The organism is Dellaglioa sp. CoH-56-MRSF-13 (genome assembly GCF_056782095.1).
On the sequence record NZ_JBXAYC010000124.1, the window covers coordinates 1 to 317 of the forward strand.

A 317-nucleotide genomic window follows, 5' to 3' on the forward strand; every position below is an offset into this window, starting at 1 on the left:
GCCACCGACGCCTGCGCCGCCTCCAGGTCCGCCAACGCTTGCTCGGCGTCCTGCAGCGCTTCGCCCGCCTCGCGCTGGGTGTACTCCAGCGCCAGCGCCCACCTGGTCGCCGCCACCGCCCCCTCATTGTGCTGTTCGGCCGCTTTCAGGGCCGCGGCGGTCAGCGCACGCAACCGATCCGAGAACACGTCGGCCGCCAGGCCCGACCACGATGCCGTCCCCAGGTTGGTCTTCAGCACCTGCCTGGCGACCACCGACTGCCGCTCCAGCCGGCCCGACCACTTCCGCAAGTGACCGACCAGCGCCTCCACCAGCTC

The 317-nt window shown here is 72.2% G+C and carries 1 protein-coding gene; it reads right to left on the reverse strand.

Annotated elements, in window-relative coordinates:
* On the reverse strand, nt 1–317 hold a 317-nt coding region (locus AC1RP1_RS08160), incomplete at both ends, for a hypothetical protein (protein WP_481762744.1).